This is a genomic window from Photobacterium lipolyticum, assembly GCF_003026475.1.
In the GTDB taxonomy this organism is placed as follows: domain Bacteria; phylum Pseudomonadota; class Gammaproteobacteria; order Enterobacterales; family Vibrionaceae; genus Photobacterium; species Photobacterium lipolyticum.
The window spans coordinates 191,783-217,214 of record NZ_PYMC01000003.1 but is presented as its reverse complement, the minus strand read 5'-3'; the positions used below and the strand labels follow the sequence as shown (position 1 = coordinate 217,214).

General features: G+C 47.2%; 17 protein-coding genes and 1 pseudogene. 11 read left to right on the top strand and 7 right to left on the bottom strand.

All coding sequences use genetic code 11. The annotated features are described in order from the left end of the window. Nucleotides 1–4: 4 nt before the first annotated feature. The 6 genes from C9I89_RS06185 to C9I89_RS06160 form a co-directional block, all read right to left on the bottom strand. Nucleotides 5–970, bottom strand: coding sequence for an SEL1-like repeat protein (locus tag C9I89_RS06185; RefSeq protein WP_107282476.1), 966 nt, complete (start codon nt 968–970; stop codon nt 5–7). Continuing rightward, a complete protein-coding gene (locus tag C9I89_RS06180) occupies nt 970–4,599 on the bottom strand; it encodes a hypothetical protein (RefSeq protein WP_107282475.1) in 3,630 nt (1,209 codons plus the stop codon). The genes C9I89_RS06185 and C9I89_RS06180 overlap by 1 nt, the downstream gene beginning before the upstream one ends. Beyond that, complete coding sequence (locus C9I89_RS06175; RefSeq protein ID WP_107282474.1) at nt 4,596–5,150, bottom strand: DUF4123 domain-containing protein; 555 nt, start codon at nt 5,148–5,150, stop codon at nt 4,596–4,598. The genes C9I89_RS06180 and C9I89_RS06175 overlap by 4 nt, the downstream gene beginning before the upstream one ends. After that, complete coding sequence (locus C9I89_RS06170; RefSeq protein ID WP_107282473.1) at nt 5,147–7,243, bottom strand: type VI secretion system Vgr family protein; 2,097 nt, start codon at nt 7,241–7,243, stop codon at nt 5,147–5,149. Before C9I89_RS06170 ends, C9I89_RS06175 begins: the two co-directional genes overlap by 4 nt. A gap of 132 nt (nt 7,244–7,375) precedes the next feature. Continuing rightward, nucleotides 7,376–7,894 (bottom strand): Hcp family type VI secretion system effector, encoded by a 519-nt coding sequence (locus C9I89_RS06165; RefSeq protein ID WP_107282472.1) that lies wholly within the window; start codon nt 7,892–7,894, stop codon nt 7,376–7,378. A 322-nt stretch (nt 7,895–8,216) separates the two neighbouring features. Next, complete coding sequence (locus tag C9I89_RS06160) at nt 8,217–9,056, bottom strand: CvfB family protein (RefSeq protein ID WP_107282723.1); 840 nt, start codon at nt 9,054–9,056, stop codon at nt 8,217–8,219. 272 nt (nt 9,057–9,328) lie between these two features. Between C9I89_RS06160 and C9I89_RS06155 the strand changes: the two genes are divergently transcribed. Both C9I89_RS06155 and C9I89_RS06150 read left to right on the top strand, forming a co-directional pair. Next, entirely contained in the window at nt 9,329–10,678 is a 1,350-nt protein-coding gene (locus tag C9I89_RS06155) for a hypothetical protein (RefSeq protein WP_107282471.1), read from the top strand. 18 nt (nt 10,679–10,696) lie between these two features. Next, nucleotides 10,697–12,244 (top strand): protein adenylyltransferase SelO, encoded by a 1,548-nt coding sequence (locus tag C9I89_RS06150; RefSeq protein WP_107282470.1) that lies wholly within the window; start codon nt 10,697–10,699, stop codon nt 12,242–12,244. A 92-nt stretch (nt 12,245–12,336) separates the two neighbouring features. Here the strand turns inward: C9I89_RS06150 and C9I89_RS06145 are convergent, their stop codons facing one another. Continuing rightward, complete coding sequence (locus C9I89_RS06145; RefSeq protein ID WP_107282469.1) at nt 12,337–13,227, bottom strand: putative PEP-binding protein; 891 nt, start codon at nt 13,225–13,227, stop codon at nt 12,337–12,339. Nucleotides 13,228–13,861: 634 nt separating this feature from the next. Between C9I89_RS06145 and C9I89_RS06140 the strand changes: the two genes are divergently transcribed. The 9 genes and pseudogenes from C9I89_RS06140 (at nt 13,862) to C9I89_RS06100 (ending at nt 25,406) form a co-directional block, all read left to right on the top strand. Further along, the gene (locus tag C9I89_RS06140) at nt 13,862–14,917 is read left to right on the top strand and encodes a 3-deoxy-7-phosphoheptulonate synthase (protein ID WP_107282722.1); all 1,056 of its coding nucleotides are present in this window, start codon (nt 13,862–13,864) and stop codon (nt 14,915–14,917) included. Nucleotides 14,918–15,022: 105 nt separating this feature from the next. Further along, entirely contained in the window at nt 15,023–15,505 is a 483-nt protein-coding gene (locus C9I89_RS06135) for a YajQ family cyclic di-GMP-binding protein (RefSeq protein ID WP_107282468.1), read from the top strand. 710 nt (nt 15,506–16,215) lie between these two features. Further along, nucleotides 16,216–17,508: an HAAAP family serine/threonine permease gene (locus C9I89_RS06130; RefSeq protein ID WP_107282467.1), complete on the top strand. Its 1,293-nt coding sequence runs from the start codon at nt 16,216–16,218 to the stop codon at nt 17,506–17,508. A gap of 149 nt (nt 17,509–17,657) precedes the next feature. After that, nucleotides 17,658–18,308, top strand: a complete 651-nt coding sequence (locus tag C9I89_RS06125; protein ID WP_107282466.1) for a DNA-J related domain-containing protein — start codon at nt 17,658–17,660, stop codon at nt 18,306–18,308. Between the two features lie 170 nt (nt 18,309–18,478). Then, nucleotides 18,479–18,655 (top strand): annotated as a pseudogene (locus C9I89_RS06120) (pirin family protein); the annotation flags it as partial. Between the two features lie 166 nt (nt 18,656–18,821). Then, nucleotides 18,822–21,071 carry a hypothetical protein gene (locus C9I89_RS06115; protein ID WP_107282465.1) on the top strand — a complete coding sequence of 750 codons (2,250 nt, stop codon included), beginning with the start codon at nt 18,822–18,824 and terminating at the stop codon, nt 21,069–21,071. Then, nucleotides 21,068–23,281, top strand: a complete 2,214-nt coding sequence (locus C9I89_RS06110; protein WP_107282464.1) for a hypothetical protein — start codon at nt 21,068–21,070, stop codon at nt 23,279–23,281. Before C9I89_RS06115 ends, C9I89_RS06110 begins: the two co-directional genes overlap by 4 nt. Then, nucleotides 23,278–23,892 carry a hypothetical protein gene (locus C9I89_RS06105; protein WP_107282463.1) on the top strand — a complete coding sequence of 205 codons (615 nt, stop codon included), beginning with the start codon at nt 23,278–23,280 and terminating at the stop codon, nt 23,890–23,892. Before C9I89_RS06110 ends, C9I89_RS06105 begins: the two co-directional genes overlap by 4 nt. Next, nucleotides 23,889–25,406: a site-specific integrase gene (locus C9I89_RS06100; protein WP_107282462.1), complete on the top strand. Its 1,518-nt coding sequence runs from the start codon at nt 23,889–23,891 to the stop codon at nt 25,404–25,406. The genes C9I89_RS06105 and C9I89_RS06100 overlap by 4 nt, the downstream gene beginning before the upstream one ends. The last annotated feature ends 26 nt before the right edge of the window (nt 25,407–25,432 follow it).

Sequence of the window (25,432 nt, the reverse complement as noted above, 5' to 3'; positions counted from 1 at the left end):
TAGCCTAAAACAAATTTACTTCATTGTAGAAGTGATTAACGGTGTGGGTTGCAAGCCATTCTTCTGCTTTTTTATCTAACTCTATTTTTTTTTCTCTTGTTAAATTCTCACCTATCTTACCATCATCATTTGAATAATAATCTTCTCTCGCAAATTTCCCGCCCCAACCAGATAAAACTTTAGAAAAGTAATAGGCTTGTTCTTTATCTTTGGCAAAGCCATATTCACCTTCATCATAAGCATAAATAAGTAAATAAGGTGCACTAGGGTAACCAAGGGTTAAAGCTTTATATAACCAAACCTTACTTTCCCCCTCATCTAATAAGTCACTATAATCAACAATATCAGTCATTGCTGGTGCGTAAGATTGATTAGCAGCAATCTTCAGATATTTGAGCCCTTCTTCACGAACTTTTTTAGGTGCTGTTTTATAACCACGCCCATCTATCAATTCAGTATTTAATGTAATTGCCGCATAACTAGCTCCAAATTCTAATGCCTTAGTTAATCGACGATTTCTTTCCTTTTTCCGTACAACAGGTATATACCCTTTCCAACCTAAATCATAACTTGCCAGCGCATATTCAGCGAGCCCATCTCCTTTTGCAGCCTTCTCGCGCCATATCTCTATTTGTTTATCTTTCCAGTTCATTCTATCACATGGCCAACCGAAAAAATCACAATTAGTATCATCCTGTAAAGAATACATCGCCCATGGGTTACCCAATTCTGCCGATTTATAAAACCATTCACCAGCGGTTAATCCTTTTTGATAATCCTGAAATTCTAGTGAACGACCTAGCCAATACATTGCATCTGCATTGCCCGCTTCGGCTTCTGGTCTGAATTCTTGCTCAGCATCATACCATCGAGCTTGCTGAACGAATTCCATACCTTTATTAAAATCTGCACGAACAATAGAACAATGAAATGCTAAAAATAAAATGAAACCCGTTATTGCTTTATTCATTATCTTGACCCTATATATGTCCAGCCAACTCTCGTTGCACTCTTGCTATAACCACAACCTTTGAGTTGTTTCTCTAGATCTATCGAACCTTCCCCCACATAAAAAGCATCTTGCATGTATTTATTACAACCCTTGTTTTTCCTTATCTGTACATCTTGATAAATATGAACATTAACGCCTAGTGTTTTTATGTGTTCACTAAATTTATGATAATCATCTCGAACGGATTTTAAATCATCTTCATTTAAGTTAATTTCCTTGTATTGCATATAAAAAAACTCATTATGCAGTCGCTTTAACCCTGCCCAATAACAATCCCATTGCTTTGATTTATCGAGTTGTTCATTGGGTTTAAGGTGCATTCGCTGCAAAGCTTCTTCAAATTGACGCTTGTCGGCTTTTGTAGGTTTACTTGCATTCACTGATATCCACTTCAATATATTTAGAATCGCCTTACGCTGCATTGCATTCGCTTCAATCGCTTTTTCTGAAGGTGTTAATCTCCGTCTTCCTCGCGATTCACCCTCAATATATCCATTTATAAAGTGTGTTGTTTTTTCCCACATTGATGCTGTTTGGTGATGCGACAGCACATATAACATCGGGGCTAGTGTTTCAGGGTACATTTTCTCTATTTTTGATCGTAGTGCTTGTGCCTTTTTAGAGGGTAACTTACTTTCCGCTTGGCTAGCGGGATCGGCCGAATTGATATAACGGGCAATAATAGGCGCATTTTTCTCGACTCTTGCCTTTCTTTCTAGTTCATCAAGCACTTTAATTGGCAACATCAATACTTGCGCAGCTTCTAGCTGATACGTGATCATGATGGTGAGCATTTGATTTAACCGGGCAAAGGTTTCATCCTCTTTTCCGCTGCTGTCGGTTGTTTTAAAAAAGACAACCCGCCGAAAGCCTTCTTTTTTGGTGATAGAAAGCAACACATCAAACAGTTGCTCGAAAGCGAATGGGGATATCGCCATCGCAAGCTTGCCACCTAAACCTCCGCCAAATACCGCTTTTGCCGCCATAATGTAAACAAACTTGCCATTTTGAAATGACAGCTGAAAAACCAGCTCGCCTGAAAAGCCTGCCGCAGCATTAACCGCGGCACTGCCTTCAACGAGTGTCTGAAAGCTGTTTTTTACTGGCCGTGATATGGCTGATGACGCTGAACCGTTTCCACTGTTTGGTGGCTGCCAATCAAATTTGACGGTAACGTCTCCGCCAATTTCAATGCCGGCAAATAGCTTCGCTTCTGTCTTTATTCCTGCCGCTAGTCCTGGATCTAATGTTGCGTTACTTTTTTTATAGTTATTATAGTCAGCGACTTGGGGCACCATTCCTTTAAGGCCAATACCTGCACCTTTGGTTGTGTCGGTTTCAACGGTGCCGATATAGATTTCTGCGCCTAACACGCAACTGACACCGACCAGGCCGCGCACTGTTGCGGCAAGCGAAGCCCTGTAAGCGCCGGCATCGAATACTTTTATCTCTTCACTGCCGTTTTTATATACAACGTAATCAATAGTGAATGGTGTACCGCTTTTATCTTTAGGGATAGTAACTTCAAATTTTGCACTTCCCTCAGTAATACCAAACGTTGTTTTTGTCTCAAGCTTGGCGAGTTTAGATTTACCGTCCGTACCGGCTTGAAGGTTACGGTTATCAGAGAGCTCCAGGCTGGAGGCGAAACGGAAAAACTGTGTTTGAGCCCCGAATTCCATCGCAGCCGTCGGTAAAAATTTAGGGACGTTATTACCTGACGTTGCTCGCCACGAAAACCAGTTTTTCTGACTAATCGCGTCTGACAGAGCGACAAACTGTTTCGATAGGATTTTAAGCTCGGCATCGGGTTCCAATAAGGCTTTCGCTATCTCTTTTGATTGGTAGCCGCTGGATGAAGCTGGCGCAACAGTTACCTCACCCAGTCTCTTATTGTGTCTGCAATTAACATTCTGCTTTAAGCTAATAGCATTGCAATTGGATCGCACATAACATGCCTTCCCGTTATTCCCGCCTAAAAAACACTCCACAATCTGTAAGCTATTTTCACCCGGGGTATTATAAATAAGGTTATTTGTGTTACGGGGTTTCCACTGCTTCTCATCCCATAGCAGTGTTATTGCATTCGATAACCCTACTGAATACGCTGTATTACCCGTTGGTAAAAAAAAGTTCTGCAAACTGTTATTTTGTTGGAGTCTTTTCTCAGCATCTTGTTTAAGCTTATCCATTCTCGCTTGTATTTTTAAGCTGATGGTAAGCAGTCGTGACACATAGGTTTCAGCTTGTATCGTTTCACCCATGAGGGATTCAAAATCTTTTATCCTGACGATTATTTCTTTCGACAGTTTTAAGAGTAAGGCTTCACAGCTGTAATAGCCCAGCGTATCTATATCCGCTTCGTTGCGATCTAATGCTGTAGGCGTAAGGTCAATATTATCAACAGCTTCAGCCTCTGCGTAGAGCTCTGATGAATTCAAACATTGTTCTTTGATTGCGTAGCCGCACTGATTTAACGTGAATAGGTTTTCTATCATATCACGTGCAGATCCACCCACATTTTCCCATACTGTTAGATAACGTCTTACCTGATAAGCATCTTTATACTTCTGCTTCTGTACATTGCGTATATAGCCACATATTTCCTTATAATGCTCTTCCATCTTTCTGACAGAAACAATTTCTGTTGTTGCTGTTACGCTATCTTTGTCAGTACGGCTATTTTTATAAATTCGCTCTCTGCTGCTAACTAGCGCATTTCGGGCTTTCGCCACTTTTAGATGATGGTCTGAAGTGTAATATTGTCCTTCGTTATAGTATGCGAATTTATACTCCTTTCCCCCTTCAATAAAGGTTGTATTTCTCGCTTTTCTCTGTGCGGTGCCTTCCAATATTTCAATATATTTATGTATGCTTTTTATTTTATCTTCCATAAGAGAAAAGCATTTATTCGATTTTATTGCCGCTTTTGATACTTCAACCTGATAACTATTAAAGTCGCCGGCTGCAACATGGCTGGCAGTAATATCCTGAATTGATAGCGGTACCCCTATCGCATTCAGTTCATCTTGATAGTCTTCCGGTACCCAGATGACATTTTTAGCCCTTGCGGCTTTAAGTGCTGAGTATTCATATAAATATTTTCTATACTTCACCTTATCACTATCGTCGAGAAATGTTTCATGTACAGGATGGGAGAAACCACTCAGCACGCCCAGCTGAATTAATCCTTCGACAGTTGCTGCCTTATCATCCACTTTCACAGCATTGAGGCATTCGTTTGATTCAGCCGCAATTTCGTTGGCTGCATCTTGGGTGAGCGCTAACCACTCAGGTTTTTTACTTACCGGGTGTTCGGGTATAAAAATGATCTCGGTATAATTTATTGGTGCGCAATCGCTTTGAACCAATAGCGCTTCACTTAATGCTTGCTGGGGGGGGATCCTCGATAAACCGCTCACATCTTGTACAGGTGGGACAACAATTGTTTCACCGTCGTAGAGCGAATCGAGCTCTTTGATCTGGTCGCTAGTTAACTGGTGTAATGTTGACTGATTAGTATTATAAAGCGCAGCAAGCACATCAGGCGTCGAGCCCTTTTTTGTCGTATATGATCGTGGACTCATGCTTTTAACTCGTCATAAACCGTTGGTGAAAGAATAAATGAAGTCGAATCTGTACTTTCGCCCTTCTCTTGCGAATAGTGTCGAAGATCTGATATTTCATTTTGTTCACCTAATACCAGCCAATTTACCGATGTTATTATTCCCCAAAACAGTGCCTTTTCCTGATCTGATAAATGGGGCATCATCCGCTCTAACGTAACTGGAGAATGAAATCTGAAGTACAGTGGCCTTCCTTTGGGCGAGAATACTTCAATTCTGCTGCTTAATTGTTTTAACGCCTCTCTTTGCTGGCCTTGGGGAAAACCAACAACAATCGCACTGGTTACCCAAAGTGGCGTGGTCATCCAATGCTGCCAAAACGGTGAGTCAGGCTCTGTAGATACCCAAATCGGCCCTACGTCTTTTACATCGTTAAATGCGGTATCTTCATAAAGCTGACCATATTCAGGATCGTCAATTAATTCATATACCACCTGCAATACATCAGGCACACGGCTAGCATCAACCAACATAAAATAACTGTTACCCGCTAAGGTGTTTGATTCACTCATGATGCGGCTCCTCCGTTACCGGCACTATTGGTACACGGGCAGTCAGACAGCGGACAACTTCCATCCGTTTGTTTCTTACAAATTTGAGAAAATGGCGCATTCACAGCGGCAAGGGCGGTTATCGAACTTGATGTTATTCCGACGGGCGCACTCACATTGGCATCGGGTGCTTTCTGCGACAAGACTGGCAGTTGCGCTGCCTGTGCTGCTGCGCCACTGCCGCGGCCGGCACTGCCGCCGGAGTTCATTTTCACCGTCGGCCCGAGCAATGTGACACCTGACGGATCAACTTTGATAAAGCTGCCACCGGCCTTGATGGTGATTTCTGCACCGGCTTCGATTACCACTTTTTGTCCCGATTTAACATGGACTTCAGTGCCCGCTTCAATCAGCTGTTTATTGCCGATTTTGGTGTGGACGGTACCGTCGATGATATGGTGGCTATCGCCTTTGACGGCTTCAAACTGATCGCCGTTTACGGTGCTGTGGTTGTCGACCTTGACTTCCTGAAAGCGGGAGTCGTGCACGGTGAGGTGGTCGGCATTGAGAATTTCGTCCTTACGATCATTTTCGACCTGAACATCCATGTTCTTGGCGGCATGAAGATAAAGCTGTTCATTGTCTTTTTTGTCTTCAAAACGCAGTTCATTAAAATTGCCGCCACCGACGCTTGATGAGGTTTTGAAGGTGCTGCGGGTTTTGTGCTCTGGCAGATCATACGGTACTTTGTTTTTACCGTTGAACATCGCACCGGTGATTATGGGTTTATCCGGATCGCCATGAATAAAACTGACGATCACTTCGTGGCCTATGCGCGGCAAGACAAACTGACCATAACCGTTGCCGGCCCAGCCCTGTGATACACGTAGCCAGCAACTGGTTGTTTCGTTCGCCTGCCCTTCCCTGTCCCAGTGGAATTGTACTTTTACCCGCCCAAGCGCATCACAGTAGATCTCTTCACCAGCAGGACCGGTGACAATGGCGGTATCGATGTTATGAATATACGGCTTGGTAATGGGCTCGGCTCGAAACGCGGCTTCCCACGGGGTGGCGATAAAATCTGCGTTATAAGTTGCAGCGCCGTCTGCATACTCTTCTAACGCCTGTGGCTGCTTGCCCTGATGTTTAACTTCCACCAGCAGCCAGGGTTCATTCCATTGATCATTGGGGTGCGCTTCCAGCGGCTGAAAATACCCGCTGGTGAGTTGGGTACAGTCACTTTTCCCGGTTACCCGCTGCTTATGGATTCTGGCCTGCTCTAAGGTTAGTGTCGCGATACGTGTTCCGTCGGCATCGGTTGTGAACTGACCGGGATAATGAAAGGCTTCCAGAGGTTGTTCGTTAGAGATATTGCTGACCTTGAGCCCTTGCGGTCTGAAATCGGGGCGCTCAAAGGTGAAGTCGGTCAGCGACACTTTTCCGGTCTGTGTTTGCTCTAACAGCGCAAAGTGATGAATGATGTCGCGGTCTTTTGCCATGCCGTGACTTTGCCGGTATGGCAATGCGGGCAGTTCAAGAAAGCCATCCTGCCCGTCGGCAATGACCATAACATGACCGGTCTCGGTGTGTTCAAAATGGTAATGGAGCCCTTCTTCGCTCATCAACCTGGCAATGAACAGCATATCCGATTCACCGTATTGCACGCAGTATTCACGCACCGGGAAACTATTTGAGAGCCGCTGTTCATATTCATGGCTTAAAATCCCCGCATCGGTAAAGATGGTGGTGATAATGTCGGAAACGCTCTGGTTCTGAAAAATACGGAAGTTAGTGCGGTGGGTTAATAGCTGGACGCGAGGCGTTATCGTCAGACGATACTGACAGTGACGATCACTGTGGGTTAGCTGCTCGATACCATAGACCATTCCGCACACAAAACGCGGTTCTAGGCCATTATTATGATACAGGGCTAAACGCACGGGTAATTGCAGCCAGCTGTCGAGCTGCAGGGCCGGATCATCGCACACGAAAATAACCGAGAAATTGAATAACTGGCTGATCCCTTCTTGACCTTCGAAAGCATAGAGCCTTAACGGCAGATCTATCGTTGCAACATCTAATTCAAATTGCGCCTGATTGGCGTTCCTTGCCATAACATCACCCTGAAACACAGCTACCGCACACCAGAAAGATGATTGCTGGCGTATAAAAGTAGATTACTTTATGTTCTGAAAACAGAAGAAAATGAAGAGGGAAAGTTACCCCCTTCGAGTAAGATCGCAGGCTTACGCCTTCATTGCAGTACGCCAGTCATCACCACCCGATGTACCCGACACTTCGTGGGTCCAATCGATTTTACGGTAAGTCATGAGCACATCTTCAAGGTGAGTGAAATGCGCCTGACCAGGATCCTGGCAGTTAGGCATTTTTGCGGTAACATCAACCACAATGGCATCTGTCAGTGTGGTGGTAAAGTAGTGCTCTTGGCTACCTGTTGCTGATGTGCGGTACCATTTGATTTCAACCTTAGGCAGACGCTCACCAGAGGTGAGTGAGTTATAGATAAGTGGCGAACACTTATCAAACACTTTGGTTATTTTCACCGGCTTGTGCACACGCTGACCGGTTGGCTGGCCTGATTGTGGATCGCGAGGTAAAACAACCTGATGCTCAAACGCTTCGACCAGCACTTCATCTTCATGGCCTTCCTGGAAAATATTTCCAACTGAATCTTCCGTGAATGTACCCGCTGTGATCAGACCTTGTTTTTCGCCTTCAATGCGCATATAAGCAGGAGTTGGCATGGCTAATATCCTTTTTCTCTATAAGTGGGATTAAGTTCACCTCAAAATAAGGTTATTTATATAGAGCAAAAGCCATGCCACAAATTTAACTCATATTTTTCAATAATTTATATTTGTTTGTTTTTATAATCATTGAAAACAATGAATCTCAACCTGATAATCAATAATGAATTATTGATTATCAATCAGTATTGGGGGGATTTAGACTTAATACAAAGCGGAAGGCGGGAGTTCAGATTAGTCGCTTATACACCGTGTCAAAAAGGTAATAAAAGCCGGCGAATATCACCGGCTTTCAGATAATAACTGGTTAGACTGTTTCTTAGTTATCGTTCAGGCGAATACCATCGCGGTCGATGACAATCAGGCCTTTTTTGTACAAGCCACCGATGGTTTTCTTAAAGGTCGCTTTACTGGTACGGAAAGCCTCGAAGATCTCTTGTGGTGAAGATTTATCACTCAGTGGCATGAAGCCACCTTTTCGTTCCAGCGACGTCAAAATTTTATCAGCCAGATCATCAACCTTTCCACGTCCCGCTTTCTGCAGAGATAAGCTAATCTTGCCGTCTGGGCGAATTTCTTTAATATATGCTTTTAGTTTCTTACCGATGAACAGCTTGCCGAACGATTCTGTTTTAAAGATCAGGCCCCAATGTTCACCTTCAATCACGGCTTTGTAACCAAGATCGGTAACTTCAGCAATGACGACTTTCACTTCCTGACCCACTTTATAATTAGCCGGCGTCAGATCAAGAAAGCGGTTGAACTTAGTCGAGCCGACAATACGTCCAGAAGCTTTATCGGTGTAGACACGCAGCATCACATTCTCGCCTTCTTCTAGGCGGCGACGCTGTTCGCTGAACGGCACAAGAAGATCTTTGCGCAATCCCCAGTCAACAAAGGCGCCAATATTGGTTACGCCGACAACACGCAGCATCGCAAACTCGCCAACTTGAGCTAATGGCTCTTCCGTTGTCGCAATAATGTCGTCTTCTGAGTCAAAGTAGATGAATACCTTCAGCTCATCACCCAGTTGTGTGCCGGCAGGAACAGAGTTTTTGGGCAATAGGATATTACCGAAGTCTTCACCACCATCAAGAAATACGCCGAAATCAACTAACTTGACGACTTCTAATGTGTTGTATTGTCCAATTTTAATCATGAATCCGGCACTCTCTGAGTAAATATAAATGATACTCTTATTTGTCGCCATGAACCTCTTGCTATATAAGAGAATCACGCCATCCGAGTATCGATACGAACTTTGGTCGCGCATTATACGTGATGTTCGTTCAACGTGCCTGACCTATCTTCGGTTATTTGGCTAAATTTCATTCTATTGGCATAAAAGTTACGTAATTCAACTGATAATAACCGACTAAATAATCTAGAATTATAAAATATCCCACTCGCAAGCAAAGGTATGAAAACGTAGTGATCACTGTTGAAAAAAAAGATGGACACAAAGTTAAAATTTCCCATGTAATTCAGGAAACCACTAATCGACAGCTTGATATGTACATTTTCATACCCGGAGAACTTGGCCTGAACGCTAAGATCATCACTGAAGATGAATTTTACCACAACGCCATTCACGGTAAACGTACCTATTACAGTGACGTCAACCACCTGCCGCTTGTTCACAGTCGTCTGGCCAGCCGAGGAAAGCTCTCAATCGAGCAATACCGTTTAAGTTTAAGTCTGTATGCCTATCAGTATGCGCTGGCATTAGAAAAAACAACACATCAGCTGCTGGAAGATAAACAGGAACGCACTCTGGAGGAAGTTGAAGAGGTTGTTCAACTTGCCGTTCGGATTCTGAAAAGGTTACGGCGCAACGTACCTACTGATGAAAAGCTCCTCAAATATTACGAGAATATCGATAACTATCTGTCATGGTTCACAGAGCAGCGTTGTTTATCATTGGTGGCCCATCTACCTCGTGGAAATAGTTATGCCGACATAAAAAGCCTGCTGCTTGATACCTGTGAGAGCGAGGCTGAACATCGCAGCAAGCATAGCTACAATTCAAGCAAAGCAATGCAAGATCAAACCCGAATGTCAAATAAAATGCGGCTTCTGCGGCGCTTGATTGAATACCCGGTCACAATGAAAGAAACAACCACCGAATTAGGAAACAACACCAAAAAAGTGGTTACCGCCGTTGCTACCGGGATTGTGATGATATTCGTCACTATGATGCTGATAAAAGCCCGTGGTGTTCTCGGTGATATTACCGCCTCTTTTATTCTGGTGATCTCTGTCATTTATGCTGCGCGTGAAGTATTTAAAGACGATCTGAAAAAAATGTTGTGGCGCTGGGTGCGAAAAGGCAAGCCGAAGTGGCGAAAACAATTTTTCGATACCAATAACGGACGTCTGATTGGCCGCCAGTTAGAGTGGCTGGAATACAGTAGTTATAATGAACTAAACCCCGAGATTAAAGCCGTTCGAAAACACAAAGTATCACAACGCGAAGAAACCGTGCTCCATTACAAGAGCACCACACGCATGTCGCCGACGAAGTTTTTGAGTGGTTATGAACAAACCCGAGAATCCATTATGCTTGACCTTCGTATTCTCTCAAGCTTGATGGAAAAAGGATCGCAACGGATCTACCAATTAAAAGAAGGCCAGGTCACTAAAGAATCGGTTGAAAAGCGCCATTTGATCAACCTTATCACCAAAGAAACCGATGAAGATAATACCGTTCGCATTCAACGTTGGAAGATCATTATGAACCGTTCTAAAATCGTTGATATCGAAATGATCACGACGGACTAACGTACGAGGCTGGGACCGATGCGAACGTTATCTGAATTAGTTTTTCACAACACTTACAGTGAGCTTCCCAAAGCCTTTGGTTGCTTAGTCACACCGCAACCGCTAGACAATCCATTTCTGGTGAGTGTGAATCCCCATGTGTGTGAGTTGCTAGAATTGGATCCGCGGCAAGCAAACACGCCATGTTTTATCAATGTGTTTACTGGCAACAGTGCATTTTCAGGTTTTTCACCGTTGGCGATGAAATACACAGGCCATCAGTTTGGCCAATACAATCCGGACCTCGGCGACGGACGCGGTTTGCTTATGGGTGAAGTGCTCACCTCTACAGGGAAAAAATGGGATATTCACTTAAAAGGTTCAGGCATGACCCCCTATTCTCGTCAAGGCGACGGGCGTGCCGTGTTGCGTTCAAGCATCCGGGAATACTTGGCCTGTGCCGCCATGCAGGGATTAGGCATTAAAACCACCCATGCACTCGCCATTTTAGGCAGCACAACCCCGGTGTATCGCGAGAAGGTGGAGCGTGGTGCAACGCTGATCCGTGTTGCTGAAAGCCATCTCCGCTTCGGCCACTTCGAGTACCTGTTTTACACCGGCCAGCATGCTGAACTGAAACTTCTCGCCGATTATTTGATCAAACAGCATTTTGACGATTTGTACGTTCAGCAGGAATTGCTTATCCACGGCAAAACGGACGAGCATGAAACAGAAGTAGCCCATAAGAAAATTTACGCTGCAATGTTTCAGCGTATCGTCGATCTGACGGCGACCATGATCGCCAACTGGCAAGCCGCCGGCTTTGCCCACGGGGTTATGAATACCGATAATATGTCAGTACTGGGCCTGACATTTGATTATGGGCCGTATGCTTTTCTTGATAACTACGACCCGGGCTTTATCTGCAACCACTCAGATTACAGCGGCCGCTATGCGTTTAATCAGCAGCCCTCAATTGCCTTGTGGAACCTTTCGGCATTAGGTTATGCGCTGAGCCCGTTAGTCGAGAAAGATGCGATTGAACAATCACTGCAAGGCTATCAGGTACAACTACAGCAACAATACAGCGTCACTATGCGCCGTAAACTAGGGTTAATCGAAAAGCGAGAGGAAGATACAGTCTTATTTTCAAGTCTTTTTGACCTCTTAAAATCACAAGCTGTCGATTACACACTTTTTTTTAGAATTTTATCTGACATCCCATTACATGAATTATCTACAAGTACCGATCGTTTTGGCGATCTGTTTGACTGCCCCCGTTCACTCAACATCTGGCTAACAGCTTATGCCACGCGCCTTGGTTTCGAAATAAAACCTTTTACTACCGTTCAAAAGCAAGACGATGAACAACGATTATTGCGGATGAAAAAACACAACCCGAAATTCATCTTACGCAACTACCTGGCGCAACAAGCAATCGACAAAGCACAAGATGGCGATTTCTTAATGATAGAGCAGCTGTTACAGGTACTGGGCACCCCTTTTGACGAACATCCCGAATTCAATGAATTCGCTGCTAAACCGCCATACTGGAGCAAAGAACTGGCGATAAGTTGTTCATCATAGTTGGCAGGGATAAAAAAATGCCACTCAGTTTCCTGGCTGGCATTGAAGTTTTGCTGTGTTCTTAATGTACCCTACGCGACTATAATTTCAACCTACTGGCTAATCACCGTATCGATCCCCTGTTCAAGCAACCACTTCTGTAATTTAGGGGACTGGCGTATAAAATGGCTGACAACGTCGCAAGGTTTACCTGTCGTTTCAGCCGCTTTCAAGGCTTGAAACACCAATAATAAGACCGCTTCATTTTGATCATCGTGAAGATAATTCAAAGACCCATGATGCTGATCTAACCCTAAAGCAAACTGCCCAATCTGATCAATATCAATCACCATACCGTCGAAATACTGTAGAAATTTTTCAGCCAGCACCGCATTTCCTGGCAGCTCGCACATCATATGTACTTTTAAGCCTTGAGCCCCTCTGCACAATCCTTGCTCAGCCAGCAGGTCAATGACGGTTGCTGATTCACTAAACGTTCGCACAAAAGGAATCACCAATTCAATATTTGTCATACCTTCTGCATTTCGGGCACGCTTGATCACTTCACATTCAAGTTCAAAGCTAACTCGATGTGCTTTCTCCGCGAAGCGAGATACACCGCGTAACCCGATAACCGGGTTCACTTCCTTTGCTTCAAGTTCACTACCCAATAACCCTTCACGAGTATGCGAACCTGCTCCGGATAGCCTCACTTTAAGCGGTTTTCCCTGCATTTTTTTTGCTGCAAGAACCAGCACCTTTGTTAGTTCTGCCACATAATATTCAGCAGGTGTTTCATATTCACCGACACGCTTCAACACTTCTTGTTGCTTCTGCTCATCGAGCTTATGCGTGTCGGCTATTGCATAAGGATGTACCCCAATAATGGCATGACCTAAGTCATCCATTGAAACTAATCCAATCGCGGGGGCTTCTTTCTCTAACAGAGAAGCATCTACTAATAATTCTGAGTAACTAAGTTCAGACTGAGCTTTACTTGTCATAAGGCACCAATACAACCATGCTAAAATGTGCGTAAGTGTTAAGAACCATCAAGTGTATGCTTAACACCGGAAAATAAGGAAGCCATACTACATGATGCTCAATGCACCATATAAAATCACATAAAATGCATTAATACACAACCTTACACTAAAAAACACTTTGGAAACTGATGTGAATACAGTATAGATCAATTAGCATAAGCACTTGTTAACTACCCTTTACCCTGACATTACTGGTTCGGTATTATTGAAGCAAGCAGAAAAAGCCCCATTGAAAAAATATTCAATCCGCGCCAACAAAATACAACTGATAGCCAATCGCCTTCACATGGCATCATTATGATTCTAACAATATACTTACCAGTTGAAACAGATTGCGATTCATATACGTTCGCATTAAATTTTCAGGTGAGTTGCTCAATCTCATGTCTTGAGATGGTTTGGATAAGATTGTTTTACGCTTAGATTTCTGCCAGTTACTGATGATTGACTATCAATGCAGCATCTATCTTTAACAAAGCCTCCTATTCAGCCAAAAACCTATGACATATCACAAGTTTGGTTTATTCCTGCGGACTTTTGGGCTATCTTAACGCGTCGTTATTTTGAAGATACCAAGGTAGGCAAACGTATTATGCCAATGAAAACAGATGAACTCCGTACCGTTAGCCTAGGGTTAATGCCAACCCCTGCAGAAATAGAAGCAGCCTTTCCAATTACTGATGAAATCGCTGAGCACATCGCTCAGTCTCGTCGTCAGGTAGAGGCTATTCTGACTGGGCAAGATTCTCGTCTTCTGGTTGTTGTTGGTCCTTGTTCTGTACACGATACTGATGCTGCAATGGATTACGCGAAGCGACTTGTTGCCATCCAGGACAAATACAAAGATGAACTTTGTATTGTAATGCGTACCTATTTTGAAAAGCCCCGCACCGTTGTTGGCTGGAAAGGACTCGTCTCTGACCCACATTTAGACGGCAGCCTTGACCTAGTTACCGGCCTTCAGAAAGCCCGTAAGCTATTGGTTGATATCAACGCGCTGGGCCTTGCGACTGCGACAGAATTTCTGGATATGATCACCGGCCAGTATCTGGCTGATTTGATCACATGGGGTGCCATTGGTGCCCGTACGACTGAATCACAGATCCACCGCGAAATGGCCTCTGCCCTTTCTTGTCCGGTTGGTTTTAAAAATGGCACTGACGGCAATATCAAAATAGCCGTCGATGCTATTCGAGCAACGCGTGAATCTCATCTCTTCTGCTCACCGGCGAAAAATGGTCAAATGACAATTTATCGCACTTCGGGTAACCCTTATGGCCATGTGATCCTGCGTGGCGGTAAAATGCCAAACTACCACCAGGAAGATGTTTCTGCAGCATGTGATACCTTAGCCTCTTTTGACCTGCCAACGCGTCTTGTTGTCGATTTCAGTCATGGCAACTGCCAGAAACAACACAAGCGCCAGTTGGATGTTGCCGCTGATATTTGTGCGCAAATCAAAAGTGGCAGCAATTACATTGCCGGTATAATGGCAGAGAGCTTTATTGAAGAAGGCAATCAGCCAGTGATTGCAGACAAAGAAAAAGAACTCGTTTACGGCCAATCCATTACCGACCCTTGTGTAAACTGGGATGATACCGTAACCATGCTAGACATGCTTGCTGACGCCATTAAAAGCCGTAAGTAAGATTGCTATTTTTAGATACAACGCATGCAGCGATGTATCTATTATTTTTGCTAAAATATTGTAAGCAAAAAGCTAACCAATAGATTAACAACTAAGGTTGATGACATGCCATCTTTTGATATTATTTCTGAAGTTGATTTCGTTGAAATCAGAAATGCCGTAGACAACGCAAATCGCGAACTTGAAACTCGTTTTGATTTCCGTGGTGTTGATGCAAGCTTCAAGCTAGAAAAAGAAGTAGTAAAAATCACTACAGAATCTGATTTTCAGCTTACTCAGCTCGTAGCAATCCTGCGCAGTAATCTTGCTAAACGTTTCGTTGATGCGCAATCAATGGAACAAAAAGACACCGTTCGAACTGGTAAATCATTTTCCTGTAATGTCGAATTTAAGCAAGGTGTTGAAACCGCAACAGCGAAAAAGCTCGTTAAAGCAATTAAAGATGCGAAACTTAAAGTTCAAGCCGCTATTCAAGGCGACAAAATACGCGTAACGGGTAAAAAACGTGATGATCTGCAAGCTGCGATGGCACTTGTCCGTGAAGCGGATCTGGGCCAGCCGTTCCAGTTTGACAATTTCCGCGACTAATCTGCCGCAGCGATATTCATTCAGCGCAACAGTATAAAGAGAAGGCATGATGCCTTCCTTTTTTCCAATATCTAAACCCAATAACACACTAACTGCTTATCCAATATAAAACTCGGCATACCTCACATGAAGGATGTTACAGCCCTAACCACTGAATGATAATATCAAGTTATTATCGATATATTACATACCAGCACCTCAACCCATATCCGGCTCGTATTTTTTCCAACCAGATATTCACAATTGGTAATCTTTACACATAACCTTATGTAACCGTTCTTTTTTGGTCGTTATAAAAATGAATATTATTCGTCCAAACAATCCCTATACAGGGTGAAATAGATAGTTGTACCACGATGAATCCCCTATAATTCCGCCGTCATCTGGGGTTCCATTAGTATTTACAAGGTTTTATTTAATTAGCGATATAAAGCAGACATTACATCAGCAGCTTAATGCCAGCATGGATACGCACAAAAGACCGAGGAACCGTCACTTGAATAACCAGAACTGAGAACCTATCTCCACTGTTATTCAACCTAACATTCAGCTTCTTTTCTTTGTTCTCCTGAACTCAAGTATAAGGCTCTGACTATGAGCATATACTGCGATCTGTTTATATTCCTTCGTCATCTGGCGAGGCACGGAAGATATGCAACTAGAACCCTTTGAAGGCTATAACAATATACCTATTAAAGGAGATGTCCATAATGGACACTGTGAAAAACAATACAGTTAATTCATCATTAAATAGCGCAACCAAAGTAGGTTGGAGCAAAAACGATACCGTTTGGGCACTAGGCCTATACGGTACAGCTGTAGGTGCAGGCACCTTGTTCCTACCTATTAACGCCGGTGTGGGTGGTCTTATTCCACTATTGGTCATGGCAATTCTTGCTCTACCAATGACATTCTTTGCTCACCGCGGTATGACGCGTTTTGTATTATCAAGCTCAAATCCGGGCGCTGACATTACTGAAGTAGTTGAAGAACACTTTGGTGCCGGTATGGGTAAAGTGATCACCCTACTGTACTTCTTTGCTATCTACCCGATCCTGCTGGTTTACAGTGTTGCTCTAACCAATACTGTTGAAAGCTTCATGCAGCACCAATTAGGTATTGAGCCACCAGCACGTGCAATCTTGGCACTGGTTCTGATTCTTGCCCTAATGGCTATCGTTCGTCTTGGCGAACAACTAATCATTAAAGCTATGAGTGTTTTGGTATTCCCATTTGTGGCAGTACTGCTGATGCTGGCAATGTACCTTGTTCCTTACTGGAACGGCGCGATTTTTGACCAAGTAATGCCAACTGAAGGTGGGGTGACTACCATCATGATGGCGGTATGGCTGATCCTTCCGGTAATGGTTTTCTCGTTTAACCACTCTCCGGTGATCTCATCTTTCGCTGTTGCTAAACAGAAAGAGTACGGTGCAAATGCTGAGAAGCAATGTTCACGCATTCTAGCGCGTAGCCACATTATGATGGTTGCTACCGTTATGTTCTTTGTATTCAGCTGCGTACTGAGCCTGTCTCCGGCAAACCTTGCTGAAGCAAAAGCACAAAACGTATCTATTCTGACTTACCTAGCAAACCACTTTGATACACCAATAATCGCTTACGCGGCACCTGTTGTTGCTATTATCGCAATCACCAAGTCTTTTCTTGGCCACTACCTAGGCGCAAGCGAAGGTCTAAACGGTCTGGTTGTTAAAATGGCACGTAGCCGTGGTAAGGAAGTTGGTCCTAAAGCGCTTAACACATATACTGCGCTATTCATGCTAGTTACTACTTGGGCTGTTGCTACTATCAACCCAAACATCCTAGGTATGATTGAAAGCCTAGGTGGCCCAATCATCGCGATGCTGCTGTTCATAATGCCAATGTATGCGATTAAGAAAGTACCTTCGATGCGCCAGTACTCAGGTGCAGTAAGCAACGTATTTGTTGCGGTAATTGGCCTGATTTCTATTTCGGCAATCTTCTACTCCCTCGTGCAATAAAGTCAACTCATAAATAAATTAAGGCCATCTTCGGATGGCTTTTTCTTCCCAGCATCCCTAACATTATACCGGTTGGTATTACTTACACTTTATTGCTCAGTTTGCTAAAGTAAATCAATTACTCAGCCTGAATTGAACAGCGCCAGCCCATGCATATTGACCGCCATTCCCAATACGATAACCCTCTGATTTGGCCCATGATCAGTATTCTGAAAGTCAAACCCACCGGTTGGATGATTCATACCCTCTCAGAAGAGCTGAAACACCAAGGCATACTCAAGACATTAGATGACGATCCGGATAAAGATCTGTTTAAACGTAATTTCTTACTCATGAATGCGTTATACCAATTGCAGGAAATGTTGCTACCTGACCAATGGCTACAGGCCCGGGCTATGGATATTCAGCTGTCAAACAACCATCCTTCTGAGAACCACCACCTCGACCTCAATGATCCTTTACGTGAGTATTACTTAGATTGGCGTAACTACAATGCCGATCTGGCTACCATTGAAGGCTTGTTATCCTCTTTCTGGAAACGCTATCAACAATATATTGGCTCTGAAAAAGAGTATAGCTATTCTGGTAAGCGATATTTTGATACGCGTGCACAATCGACTATAGGGGCGCATCATCAGGATCTCGCAATCTTAGAACTGACCAAACATGCAAAACCAGAAGAGATCCGCCGTCAGTGGCGAAAAATGGCTTTAAGATGGCACCCTGATCGGCCAAATGGCAATGCCGAAAAATTTCGCACTGTGTGTGAAGCCTGGCAACGTATACAACACTATTTATAGGAGCCATTCGCCAGTCCCCCGTCATCTACGATCCCAGACCGACAACTCCACTTAGTCAAATTTTTCTAATAAGCTGTTCATCTCAGCGGTCTGTTAACCTGCCCCTACTCACTCTACACTGATCTTATTCCCTCAGAATCAAACCCTGAGTTAGACTTTAGGAGGTCATCATGGCGATTAGGCGTATCCAACAAATCATTCAGTCTCACCCATCTTCAGATGGTGATGGCGTCAAAATTCAGCGTGTTCACGGTTTTGACAACACGCTATTTTCACCATTTCTGATGATTGATGAGCTCAAGTCTGACAACGCCGACGATTATATTGGTGGCTTTCCGCCACATCCGTGAGAGTTTTGTTGAGCTACAATCTTTGTTCAAGGTAAGTGAGTGAGTGGAAAACTAATACCTGCAAGGTATTTTGCACATGTTGCGGCCAAAATATGAACAAATCTTTATGAACACTTAGCTCCTACCAACCATACTGTATAGAAAAACAGGTAGGAGTACGCCAATGCACTTCGTACAGCAGGGGAACACCCTCACCGCGCTGATCACCAATCCGCGCAGAACTGAGCCAGAGCGCTCAGACATCTCCCCACTGCTCATATTATACGCTGAAGACCGCAACAGGTTACTTAACGCAACCAGCCAACGCGCAGTCGCCAAGGCATACAAAACACAAATTAGCTATGTGCGAGACATCCTCCGTCCTTTTGGCCATTATCTGCACTGGGATATAGCTCTGCACCAAGATGGAGTCTGCCGCCTGCCTGATACATTTGAGGACTGGCAGCGGCTGGTACTGCAGTTTGGCCTGTGGTACATCAGTCGCCCGGGCACTAAAGCCACCCTGAAAACGCTATGTGGCGCCGGACGAATGTGTGTGCGCCCATGGCTGGAGTTTCTACAGGAAGACGGTCTGCTCCCCCTTGGCGTGATGCTGCCAGACTTTCGCCTACCCGAAGAGCAAGGCAGCCACGGCTCGCCACAGAATCCCAGACTGCTAGGCGAACAACCGGCCAAGCCAACCCGCGACGACGAGCCTATAGAAAAAGTCAGGGAACCACTCGACAAAACCCTAGCCGGGCCGATTTTCTGGCACACCGACGCCGAGTATCTGGATCAGGTTGAAACCAGCCTGCGCCACCGCGACCAGGTACTGGCTGATGTACTAGATGACTACTGGCTGCGACTGGTGCGAGATTACCGCCGTGGCCAACAGATGCTACAGCAAATCACCGCTGACGACTGGTGTCTACGCGAACAGAACTCCATCTGGCAGGATACTGTCACCTTAACAGTAGTTGACAAAAACAGAGGTCAATACCAGAAACAACTCAGTAAGGTGCTTGCCTCTCCAAGCCACCCGGAGGGCCATCTGTGGGGGCTGCGCATGATGCAGCAGCAATTGGAGCATAACAACGACCCTGAATGCCTGCGGCCCAAGACGTTACGTCAGCACCCAGCAACCAGAAATAAGTTTCTAGCAGCTTCTGAATCTACACCTATTGCCTCACTGCTTAGTGCCAGCACCCTGCCACCGCAGCAGGCCGAGTTCCTATCGCTCGAGCAGTTGTACCATCGCTTTCTTGGCCTTCTTAGCAACACCGATATGGTAGTCGCCATGGCGCTGCTGATACGCGAGCACGCCAACCTGACGCCCGAAGCGCTGGCCGGGGCACAGTTACTCAACGTCCGGGGCAAAAGCTATATGCTGTTGAGCGACGAGGGGCAGCAGATTTTCAGCGTCGATAAACCTCGCGCCGGTAGCCGTAAATACGCTGCACTGACACCGCGCGCAGCCCGAGTACTACGCCACCTGCAACGTGCCACCGCACCGGTGCGCGCGCTGCTAAAACGCGCCGGACACCCACACTGGCGATACCTGCTGTTGGGAGTGACCCAAGTACGGAAAAATGTCAATGGCCTCGGCCACCCCTCATATCTCCCTCCTAAGCGGCTATACGTTACCGCAGCAGGTAGTTATAAATTCAGCCTAGCCCGCTGTTACCCGGTGCTGGCTAATGCCGGGCTCGGTGCCGGAACGCTGGATTTCAGCAAGATACGCCACACCCAGGGGGTACTGGCCTGGTTCGATAAAGGCTCGGTACGCGCCGTGCAAAAGCGCCTCGGCAACAGTTACCGCGTCGCCATCGAGCACTATATTCCCGAAAGCCTGCTCCAAGCGTGGAACGAGCGTATTATCCGTCGTTTCCAGAATACCCTGCTGGTCCTGGCGGCAGCCGGAGAGGACTACTTGCTTGAAGTTGTCGATATGCCAAACCTGGCCGAGTTACACCGCTTCCTGGCTCAACTGGTCTATGAACTGCCCGCTGGGCGCTCACCGATTGCCGACAAGCTGCAGCAACTCTACTCTGAGCGATATCACATTGACCATGCGGGACAACCAGCCACTGGGCAGGCAGCTCCAACGCCAGACGACCTGTTGCACCTGCGTCTGTCACCAAACAGTCTGGCCCTGTTGCTCGCCTACCGTCAGTGGGCGCAGCAGCACCTTACACCGGCGCTCCAGAGCCAGCCAGACCACCTAACCGGCCTAACGCCCAAACACTTTATTGACCTCGGCGGCATGCTGCAGGCGGCAGCGCAAAACGACGACATCGGTAAGGCATTGCGTGAGTCACTGAACGTGAAGAAGCTGCAGCGTGCCTACGGCCAGGCCGAGAGCAAGGTGCCGGAACTGGTTAGTCGTCTAACCCACCTGTCATTGCAACCAACCAACACAGAGCATACCGCATGAGCGCCGAGGTATTCGACTTCAAGCAACTACTAGGTAGCCTGCGCCTTGCCACAGACCAGCCAAGCGAATTGCAGCTACAACACCTGACCTGGACCCGGCAGCGCGTCAAACCCTACGACGGCCACTGGCAAGCTCCCTGGCTGCTTAGTGACTGGACGGCGCCCCAATGGCAAACAACCGATGGCAGCAAAACTCGCCAGAAAGACGATCAATGGGTTGGTACCGTCAACGTCGACTGGGCTTTACTGCTGCCAGACAACAGCCACCTGACGGACACCTGCTACGCCACGCTGCTGGAAACCTGCCGCCGGTTGAGTTTCCTCTATCGCCAAGGTTATGTCGGTGGCAATCCACCCAGCATAGCTAGCTGGCAGCGATTTAATCAACAGTTGCTCTGCCTATGCCAGTGGCTGGTACTTGAGCACTCGCGTTACCACCCCGAGACCTACAGCCTCAGCCTGCTCGACCGAGCCGGGCTGGAACGCCTACTGCGCGCTATCGCCCGTGGTGATTGGTGCGAAGCACACGGATTAGTCGAGCGCTGCCTGAGTGGCCTATATCAGGCAGTGTTCCGGGAGCCTTGTCCGGCGAAACTGATGGCCGAGCCTGGCAACTGGCCACAGGATACCTGCCAGGCGGTCATCGACTGGCTCGAAGCTAACCAGGGTTATTCATACTCGGGAAAGTCTGTTGAACACACTGGCCTGGTATCCCGCGTGTTGCTTGGTAGGCTGACCTCAGTGTCAGTTAAATCGCTAACGAAAAACCAGCGCCTTAACGCCGTGCTGCGCCAGTTTGAGCCCAACCTGGCCCACCCGACGCTGCTGATTCGAGGCAGACAACGTACGGAATATCCCAACCAAAGCACCCCCATGCGGCAGGAGGCACTTCACACCACAGGCTGCAAGAGTTCAGTTGAACATGCCAGCAAAATGCTACGCCTGGTGCTGATGCTCTATCGCCATCAGCCCGAGCATTTACCGTCACCAGCGACGCTCAATTTGCCTGCAGCAGTTTCATCTGCCGTTAAACTGGCCGCAATGGATGGCCACACGCCGTTTATTCCGATTGATACCGGGTTACAGTACCTCAACCACGCTCTGCGCTGGGTGGTGCTGTACGGCGATGCCCTGGTTGATTACTACCTGGCGATCATGAGCCAGTTGTCTGCCAAAGCCGATACCTCCGCTGCGCAGACCCCCTGGAACAAGGTGATGGATTTTGACCTGCCAAAGGTGTTGTGCCAAACCCCGCTGCCACAGACACTGAAAGAGGCCGGATTTGTCTTTACTCAGCTAAGCACACCGAAAACAGGCCGTGATTTCGACCGCCTGCGCAGCCAGCCTACGCTGCATCAGGCACTGGAGATCTATATCGGCGCCGTCACCGTGGTGATCGCACTGATGAAGCCATCACGTGACTGCGAGGTCGCCAACCTGCCACGGAGCTGCCTGCTCCGTACGTACGGCGGCCACTATTGGCTCGACTCGGATCTGGCCAAGCGAACCAGAGGCGAGCGCCGCGCCCGTACCGGCGGCAAACCTATCCCGGTGATCACCGCCCGCGCTATCCAGCAAGTGCGCAAGCTTAACCGTGGCCTGACAAAACTGTTCGGCGAAGACGATAACCACTTGCGCAACAAGCTGTTCTACCTTCCAAACCCCACCAAATGGGGCACCGGTAAGGAGGTAAACCCAGGTTCACTCAACAGCTACCTAGACAAGTTCTGCGACTACGTTGGCTTGCCGCCAGACGAGCACGGACGACGCTGGTACCTGCGCATTCACCAGATGCGCAAATGGTTCCTGCTCCTGCTGTTCTGGAGCGGTCGCTACGACGTACTGGACGCGGCGCGCTGGATTGCCGGGCACACCGATGTCGAGCACCTGTATGCCTATATTGAGCGTGAGTTTCCCGGCGGCAAGATTGGCCAGCTGGAAGCCGAGTGCGCGATTGATCGCCTCGCTGAATACGATACTACCCAGGTCACCGTAGACGGTGAAGACGAGGGGCTGGCAGAGCTATACCAGCATGTACTGCGCCAGTTCCAAGTCAAGGCACTTAACATGGTGCCTGAGCGTGAGTGGCAAGCCCTAGTTGAGGATCTTTTCGAACACGATTACCACCTAGCGCCGTACAGCATCACCACTGACGACGGACACAAACGCCTGTGCATTTCCATTCGCCAGGGCGGGAGGAAGACTGAATGACTGAGCAAAAACCACGACGCAAGCCGAATGCCGAAGCCTGCAAGGCCAGTGTCTATAACCGCTACGAGGCATTACAGCGCGCGCTGCGTAACCCTAAACTGGCACCGACCGATCTGTTGGATGCCTGCGCGTCCCAGTCCACCCTGGCCGCACTGGATATTACCCAGTATGGGATCACCCCACTGTCGCGCAATTCCATGTACAAATACGCCGACCTGGTGCTGGCAGACAATATCGTACCCGAATGTAAAACCGCCGGTCAGGGCGGAAAGTACTACCTAGACTGGCTGCGCAAACAGGTAATGGCAGTTGCACTCAAAGAGACCGGCTATCGCACCAAGGCCGCCCGCGCCCAGCGCAGTCAAAAACGCAAACAGGAAAACAATGACAAACTGGATGAGACCGAACTACACGCGCTGCGACTGAGCAAAGCCTACCTGCACTTGTTTCAGCAGGTGCGTGGCTACGCCCGCGACGAGCAGATCGAACCGCGCACGCGCCAGTTACTGTTTAACCTGCTCAATGATCACGACGCGCTGTACGGTGACCTGTTCAGTGAAGCCGGTACCCAGCGCGATGACGATGACAACGTAGAGGTACTGCCACGATGAAACGCCCGCCCCAGCAACAGCTATACAGAAAACTGACTGAAGTCACCCTGCCGGAGAGTATCCAATACTTTCGCAGCGGCAGTGAAGCGACCTACCGCATTGAGCAACAGTATCTACCGGTCGCCTCCTTTGTACGCTGGCCCAGCGGCAAGCCCTGCCTGCCCGTCAATATGTACCTGCTGTACAACGGCTACAACTGGACCGGTGACAGTGTACTCACCACAGCATCCAAGTTGTCTGAGCTAGTTCGCTACTGTGCCCATGGACGCGCCACCCGACAGCCCTGTGGTTTTGGTGACCTGACCGACAATGACATCGGCCGTCTGATCGAGAAATTATGCACCGATGTCTACATGGACGATCCCAGTCAGCGCCTGCGCAACAACAATACAGTGCGCGCCATCATGCAGACCATTCTCAGCTTCCTCGTCTGGTACCAGGACAACCTGTATCTCAAGCCTGGACGCCTGATAGGCTCCAGCGGCGAAGGGGCGGCCATCGGCGTCACCCGCAAGAAGAATCCGCACAATAATCGCGATTACTGGCACCATCGTTACCTGCCGCAAAGCGTCAGCACCGACCCCAAACTACCGATGGGCACCATCATGATCGAAGATATCGAGATGGTGATAGAGGATCTGTACGAGCCGGATGCCTATCCGGAGCCTGCACGGCGTCGCTTTGGCAAAGATGAAGCCCTGTTTGACGCTTACCGGGACTACATCACGGCCCGGCGCGACTTTATGCTGCTGATGATGCGCAAAACCGGCCTCCGTCCGGAAGAAATGGCCCAGATGTCACTCAAAGCTAACCGGCGCAGCATCGGTGAGAGTCAACCAGTGCTGATCCTGCCTACGCTCAAGCGTCGTCAACTCAACCCGCCGCTACGTCGCTTCCCAATCACACCAAAGATCGCCACTCGCGTGCGGTTGTACCTTAAAGCGCATCAGAGATGGCTGCAGTACTGCGAGGCACGCAACCCTGAACTTGCGGAATCAGACAGTCTGTTTCTCAGCACAGAGCCAGGCAACCTCGGCGCTGCGCTCGCCAAGTCAGGACTGGACAAGGACTTTGAGAATTTATGCAACCGCGCCGGTTACCGTAAACATCAAGCGTGCTTCTCCATGTTCCGCCACAGGTTTATTACCGACCTGGTAATACTGCACCTCAAGGAGTTGAATAAAGGTAAAACCGAGATGAATAAGCACGACTACCGTATGGTTCTAGAAAAAGTACGTGAGAAAACCGGCCATAAAAGCATCGATACACTGTGGCACTACATCGACCTGGCCTACGACATGGAAGGCGTCTGGAACCCTGTTAACCAGGCTATCCGCCGCCTGCAGGCCACCGAAGAGCTAAAACACGACCTGAACCAATTGCGCCGGCAGTTACGTAATACAGACGGTAGCCAGTTGGCCAGCAGCCAGGTGATCGACCTAGTGACTGAACGCCTGAGCCAGATCATCGGTGACGCCGAGCAGGCCGGGCTGGATACGGCACCGACCGGATAACCCACAGCGTTTTACAGGGTAGACCC